The following is a 7,091-nucleotide window of genomic DNA, read 5'->3' as shown; positions in this document are numbered from 1 at the left end:
GAAGTCAGGCCGGGCATCTGGTGGGTGCCATGGACCCAGATCGGCCATCGCGCTGATGGATACATAGTTCGCGCCATCGCCACTACGCACCGAATGGGCGAGTGGACGCTCTCCCGGCATTACGTCTTGCATGACAGCAACGGCCCCGACATTGCGCTCAGTTGCGACACGACACCGTCCGAGCTCGGACAATCTATGTGGGTGTATTGCGACGTGATCCACGTACCCGCCGATCCGTCCCGGGATTCTGCCTTACTCGACCGTCTTACGCGTTTCCAGTCGGGCGGCGAGCAGCCCGCGCTTGTCGGCAGCGATCTGGTGGTTTACGAGCACTACCACGGGGCCATCACCGCGGAGATCAAATCCGGTGACTATGCCGCGCAGGAGGCAAAGGCACAGGAGTTTCAGAAAAGCCGAAACGCTTCGGCCAGCGTCAAATGGCAACTCCGGCGGGCTTGGTGGATCGTTAGCTTTTGGGGATTCCCGCTGGGACTGTTCGGCATCCCCATGGCGGGCGCCTGGATACTGTTTCGCCATCGCGGCGGCAGCACACGCGGCGCCATCGGGAGAGCGGTGTGGGCAGCGTTGGCCGTCATGCTTGGTGTCGTTACATGGAACTGCGCCTTCCTGGCGCATCCAGGCCGTTCTTATCCGGATGCGTGGGGGCCGGCAGGGTTGGTTGATTACGTGCTGATCTTCGTGGCTGTGGTCGCTGGTATTGGGGGACTTATGGCCGTGTGGAGAGCTTTGCGGCAGCCTCGATGAGCTTCCGGCTTTGACAGCGCGTTAATCACCATGACGCCGATAATGAGCAGGCTAGGAAAATCAGTCGCCATAGCATGGAAGAAGAATGAAGCAGAGTTGCCATCCTGCCCACCGGTCCGCCACCTATAGAGCCGCCGTCAGATCCTCCTTATGGCACATGCGCTGCGGGTGGGGGGAGCTAGTAGGGTAGCCGGGAACGCGCCGCCAGCGAGGGAGCGGGTGCTGTTTGCTCGCCTCTTGGGCATGGGGTCATGGAAAGACAATGAACATCTTCGCGCCGTTGATTCGACGTCCCGCTGGTGCATCTCTGCTGGGATTCGGATTGCTGATCGCCGGCACATGGGCTTACCTGCTGCTTGGCGTCGCCGCCCTGCCATCGCTGGATCTACCAGCGATAGTTGTGTTCGCGCAGATGCCTGGCGCCAATGCGGACACGATGGCCAACACGGTCATGGCTCCGCTGGAGCGTCACCTCGGACGGATCCCTGGGGTGAAGCAGATGAGCGGCATCGCGAACGAGGGGGCGGTGCAGGTCCAGATCCTGTTCGACTTCGGCGTGAATACGGATTCGGCGGCCCGCGACGTGCAGGCCGCCATCAACGCCTCCGCCGTCGACCTGCCGCCGGGCATGCCCAACCCGCCGCAGTATTCGAAGTTCGATACCTCGCAGATACCGATTCTCCTGGTCACGCTGACCTCCACTAGCCTTCCGCCGGACCGGCTCTACGACCTTGCCGATACCCTTGCGAAGCCTGCCGTGGCCCGCATTGAGGGGGTCGCCAACGTTCAGCTGTCGGGTGGGTCGCCGCATGCCATCCGAATCGAACTGGATAACCTCTCGCTGGCGGCAAAATCGATTACCGCGAATGACGTCAGCAACGTAATCATCGCGGCCAACGTGACCTCGGCCCTCGGTGTCATCGGCAACGGCCATACGCAGATGACCGTCGTCGCCACCGACGCCATGCAGACGCCTGCCGAGTTCGGTCATTTGTTGATCGCGGTGCGCAACAACGTCCCAGTCCGTCTGTCCGACGTGGCCCGCGTAAGCAGCGGCCCGGAAGATAAATACAAAGGCGCATGGTTCAACGGCGAACGGACCGTTGTCATGCAGATCAGCAAGCGGCCCGAGGCAAACGCCGTGGCAACGGTGGAAACGATCAGGTCGAGGCTTCCCGAACTCCGCGGGTTGCTGCCGCAGGACATCACGATCCGGCCCATCTTCGATCTGACGCAGACCACCAGGTCGGGCTTGCATGAGGTGGAGCTAACGCTGCTGCTGAGTGTCTTTACCGTCGCCGCAGTGATGCTTGCCTTCCTCCGCCAATGGGTGCCCATGCTGATCGCCATGGCCAGCGTCCCACTTTCGCTGGCTGGTGGCTTCATTGCCATGTGGATGTTCGGCTTCTCGCTCAACACCCTCTCGCTCATCGCGCTGGTGCTCGCGATCGGGTTCGTCGTGGACGACGCCATCGTAGTGATCGAGAACATTGTCAGGCACATGGAACTGGGTATGTCACCGCTCGAGGCAGCGCTGGTCGGGACGAAGGAAATCGGGTTCACGGTGATATCCATCACGCTGTCGCTGATCGCCGTGTTCGCGCCGATGGTATTCGGCAACAACATGTTCGTGACGCTCGTGCGGGAGTTCTCCGTGACGCTCACGGCGGTTATCATCGTGAGCGCCGTCGTTTCGCTGACGATAACGCCCGCGATGTGTGCGTATTTTTTCCAACGCCGCCCGACGTGGGAAGCGCATCGATTCGCCGCCGCATCGCGTCGGCTGGCGAGGTTCGACGAGGCGTCGCTGAGGGTTTACCAGCGAATGCTCGCCTGGRCCATGCACCACCGCCGAGTCATGCGGTGGCAACCGCTCGCACTACTCGTGCTTACCGTCTTCATGGCTATCGCCGTCGCGATGACGGCAGGCGGCGGGATCATGCCGGACGAGGATCTGGGGATGCTCCAGGCGAACGTGCGCACCGACGCGAATGTGTCGCCGGATCAACTCGCACGACGTGCGAGGGACGTGAGCCGCGAGATACTTGCGGATCCCGACGTCGTCGATGTGACCGCTGCCCTCGGGGGCGCCAACGACGCCGGCGGGGCGGTCGGAAGCACGGTGAGCATCTATGTCGATCTCAAGCCCGTCCCGCAGCGCAGGGCTTCGGTCGACGACGTGATCAAGCGTCTCGGCGAGAAGTTCAGAACCTGGAGCGACGTCGACGTCACGCTCACCGGGGTGCAGTTCTTTGGCGGGGGAGGGGACACCCGCTCGGGAGGTGGTCAGTACCAGATGCAGTTGACCAGTTCGTCGGGGCGCAGCCTGCAGGAAACCACGTTGGAATTGGCCAAGCGGTTCCGGGCCCTACCGCAACTTCGCGACGTGGGCACGAGTTTCGACGGCATTGGCATGCAGCAATCCGTGACGGTGGATCGCGATGCGGCCAGCCGGTTGGACGTGACGATGAGTCGGATCGACGAGGCGCTGTACGACGCGTTTGGACAGCGTCCGGTCTCCACCATCTACTCGGATATCAACCCATATCGCGTCATCCTGACATCGTCGGGCGCCAGTTCCTTGCAGCCAGGTAATCTTCTCAATACCTACGTGCGCAGCGCACAGGGACAGATGATACCGTTGTCTGCCGTCGCGACAATCGCCCCTTCCATTACGCCGACAGGCGTAAGCCACTGGAATCAGCTGGAATCCTCCGCGATCACGTATAACCTCGCGAAAGGCGTCAGCCAGGTCGAAGGCATCAGGATCGTCGACGACCTGGTCGACCAGGCGAGGCTGCCGCCAGGCGTCCAGAACGATTATGCGGGCAGCAACCAGAAGCTGATCGAGGCGGTCGTGGGCGCCGTGGTGATGCTGGTGGCCGTGATCGTGCTCATGTACGTGCTGCTTGGCATTCTCTACGAAAGCCTCATCCATCCCTTGACGATTCTATCGACGCTACCTGCAGCGGGCATGGGGGCCTATCTTGCCATGTTGGTAACGCAAACCCCGCTCACACTCATGTCCGTGATCGCCGTGCTGATGCTCATCGGCATCGTGAAAAAGAACGCCATCATGATGGTGGACTTCGCGCTGGTGGCCGAACGGGAGCTCGGCATGGGACCGGTGGAAGCCATTACGGAGGCGGCGCTGGTCCGGTTTCGGCCGATCACGATGACTACCCTCGCAGCCATGGGTGCAGCCCTGCCACTGGTGATCGGCTTCGGCGTCGGTTCGGAAATGCGCAGGCCACTCGGTATCGCGATGCTTGGCGGACTGATCGTCTCGCAGTTGCTGACCTTGCTCAGTACACCGGCGATCTATTTGTGGAAGCACGATCACGCGCAGCGAAAGGCCAGACGGAGCCTCTGAGGCGTCGCCCTGAGGGGCCACTCTTCAAACACCGATCAACGCCCCACCTACCGAGGGACATCGGCGTTCGATCGAAGCCGCTAGCGCTCACAACAAACTCGTTCGGCAGATTTATGCCCATCCTGGTTGGGCGCCGGACGATGTGGCACAGCGTTGGCTCAACCGTTGCAAGGCCTATGACTCTGGGGCGCATAAAGACAAGCATCCTGTGGTGGCTCGAATAGGAGGACAACACAGAGGACAAGGAGAAGAAAATGTCGCTTACCGCTTATATAAGTCATCGACGGCAAAACGATCGATAATCTACAGTCGTCGACGGTTAATAACTACGGAAAGTTTAAGTGAATGCGGGTGTCCAAGCACATTAATCACACTATGAGCCGCCATCCTTCGCGACCTCCGAGCGGAGCGTCCGTACCGAACGCGACCCGCCCAATACCACCGTCGCACCAGGACTTGCCATAGCTATTTGCGATGATCCAATACTGGCCATCGGCGTCAAATCCAACTACTGACACCGAGTGCAGCGTTGCTCCCGGGGCGTCGTTAAACCTGTAGATTCGCCCTTTTGGGAGGCGTAGAAACGAGGGCTCAGTCATCATCGTCGCAACAAACGGGCCGTTCTCCACCAGGGAGTTCATCGCTTGCTGCTGATCCCGAAGTGCCGCCCGTTGGATGACCGGGTAGAGGTTACGAGTCGCACACATAGTCGGAGGGTCGGGATAATCGTCTTCGGCGCCGAGGGCAATGCCGTGTGCACAGACAATATTGACCGTTTCGGCAAGATCCGCCGGTTCGTCGCAGTCGCATTCCATCAAACAGGTATGGATGAAGCCTGCGCAGAGCGCAATTCGCTTACCCGTCTTGATGAAGTGGAGTGCTTCCACTGTCGTGGTCATCGCGAACGAACTGCAAGAATTGCAAGGCGTCTGATCTTTGGCCGGTGGGACTGCCCCGAGCTCGTGCCAGTCGATTGCTCGCACAGTAGTAGATTCTGCCGTCGGCTGCACGAGGGCAAATGCCCGTCTCTGAACAATCGGCACCGGAAGGGCGGGATGCTTGAACTGCGGCAACGCGGTCAACAATCCCGTTGAAACTTTCTTCGTACGTACGTTCCACGCGTTTCCGAAACGATCACTCATGGCACATTTCCCGCATTCGCTATGGCTCCTCGGAGGGCATCGTCTGCTTCTATGTCAGCAACCTTCGCATTCGAAAGAGTGGTATGTGCCTTCAGTGCTTCGGTGGCATCCTCGTCCGCCTTAAGCGGATTGGGCGCGAGTGCCGCGAGAGCATTGCTGTAGTCCGCCTCAGCCTTGAGCGCAGCCGTTTTTGCCTCTAGTCTCTTTGTACTTGCCGCGCGCTGCGAAGCCCTGGCATCCGCCACCTGGCCCAAGCCCTCTTTGGCTGCGGCGGTAGCCCCTTCGGCCGTTGCGTTCTTTTGCTGGACACCAATCGCCTTCAGCTTCCCGGCTTCCGTCAGCTCTAGACTGCACTCGGTGCTGCCGAACGCACGACTGACACAGGGCAGGTAGAAAACGTCTCCGAATTGGAGGACTTCTCCCTCCCACGAAGCAAGCGGCAGATTATCTGGGCTACACGGTGCTCCGGCGCAAACGGTAAGCCGTCCTGCCTCTGGCAGGCGCACGGGTATTCCGTGAGCTGGATCGACAGACGGCGCTGAAATATGTCCTGGAGCTGCACCCCTTTTTTCCAGATACACATGGACATTGAACTGTTCTCCCTTCTCGTCGGACCCGTCGAGATGCTCACCCCACTGCTTCCGCAAGCTGGGACTCATGGTCGACGTTACCTCGAAGGAACTGCCGTCCGGTGGCCAGACTAGGACCTCGGTGTACGTCAGCTTTGCTAGCTGCTTTTCCATCTGAGAAGTCAGACTCTTAAGTTTTGCGGCTGCGGCTGCAAGCTGATCGAACTTTGCTGAAAGAGCCGCTTTAGTGCCGTCGTCGACGTTCTCCCCAAGCGCGGCCGCTTTCGCATTGAGTGCCTTTGTCTCGTCGGTGCGAAGCTCCACAAGCTTGGTGGCGGCAGAGACTTGGGAATCGAGACTAGATGCTGCCTTCAGTGCGTCGGTGACCTCCTGCGTACAGACGCTCTTGCTGCCACCGCCCACTCCGCCGGCCGCRCCAACGAGGGTCGCCACTTTGACTAGGCCACCGATGACGTTTGATATGAACGCTACGGAGTGATCGTCAGCGCTGGCATTTACACTTGCGATGCCTCCGTCGTCGTAGTAACCGACCTTAATCGAGCTGGCCTTCAGAGGACTCGAAAGGCTATTAAGGTCCAAGGTGAAGCGCTGCAATGGATCCGGTCGTGCCTGGACTGCTTTCACGTCCGCGCTAATCATTGCGTGTAGCTCCGGATCGCACTTTGTCACGGTACGCATTACTTCGATGTCGTACTGCGTGAACATCAGCGAATAAGGTGCGCCGATGCGCGCCGATTTATCGCCGGGGTCGCTTTTCTTGACTTCGAGTTTCGTAGTGCAGCCTGTGCCTATGACGACGACAGCGACTAGGAGCGTGACGCCATAATCGAAGAGCATGGTCGAATCCCCTCTCAGCTTCGGTACGTGGTCGAGAGCCCAAGCGCAGGAACTAGTGGCCACGTGGCAGTCGCTCCGCGTAGTAGGCGTAGGCGATCCTTGACTCATGGCGGTTAACTGCGTGGCCGGCTACCGGGCACGCGCGCTGCAGCGTGCACCGAATTAAGCGCCTCGGAACAGACCACGTTCAATTGCCCCATTCGGCCGTATCTGCTTCGTTACAGCGCAATTCCGGCAACTTCCGACGAGCTTTCGGTGCCTCGGAACACTCACTAGCTGATAGCCGTCAGCGGGCCTTTTGCATTCCGGAGCCGCCAGTGCAACGCACTTCGCCGGACGATTGGTGATGAAGCGTTCGGCCCAAGTCGAGAGGCGATACAGACT

Annotated in this window: 4 protein-coding genes; 2 read left to right on the top strand and 2 right to left on the bottom strand. The window is 60.0% G+C overall.

The window, feature by feature from the left end; all coding sequences use genetic code 11:
• Window positions 1-765 (top strand): hypothetical protein (locus AC1DT2_RS12810; RefSeq protein WP_477296641.1); only part of this gene is annotated, 765 nt, incomplete at its 5' end.
• 262 nt (window positions 766-1,027) lie between these two features.
• Window positions 1,028-4,138, top strand: coding sequence for an efflux RND transporter permease subunit (locus AC1DT2_RS12805; RefSeq protein ID WP_477296640.1), 3,111 nt, complete (start codon window positions 1,028-1,030; stop codon window positions 4,136-4,138).
• 368 nt (window positions 4,139-4,506) lie between these two features.
• On the opposite strand, the gene AC1DT2_RS12800 is transcribed toward AC1DT2_RS12805, so the two are convergent.
• The gene (locus tag AC1DT2_RS12800) at window positions 4,507-5,280 is read right to left on the bottom strand and encodes a C1 family peptidase (RefSeq protein ID WP_477296639.1); all 774 of its coding nucleotides are present in this window, start codon (window positions 5,278-5,280) and stop codon (window positions 4,507-4,509) included.
• A complete protein-coding gene (locus AC1DT2_RS12795; protein ID WP_477296638.1) occupies window positions 5,277-6,707 on the bottom strand; it encodes a hypothetical protein in 1,431 nt (476 codons plus the stop codon). The genes AC1DT2_RS12800 and AC1DT2_RS12795 overlap by 4 nt, the downstream gene beginning before the upstream one ends.
• Window positions 6,708-7,091 lie beyond the last annotated feature (384 nt).

It is taken from the genome of Luteibacter sp. P4_E6, from assembly GCF_056401535.1.
The sequence above is the reverse complement of the archived record's forward strand: the minus strand, read 5'-3'. Positions and strand labels throughout refer to the sequence as shown.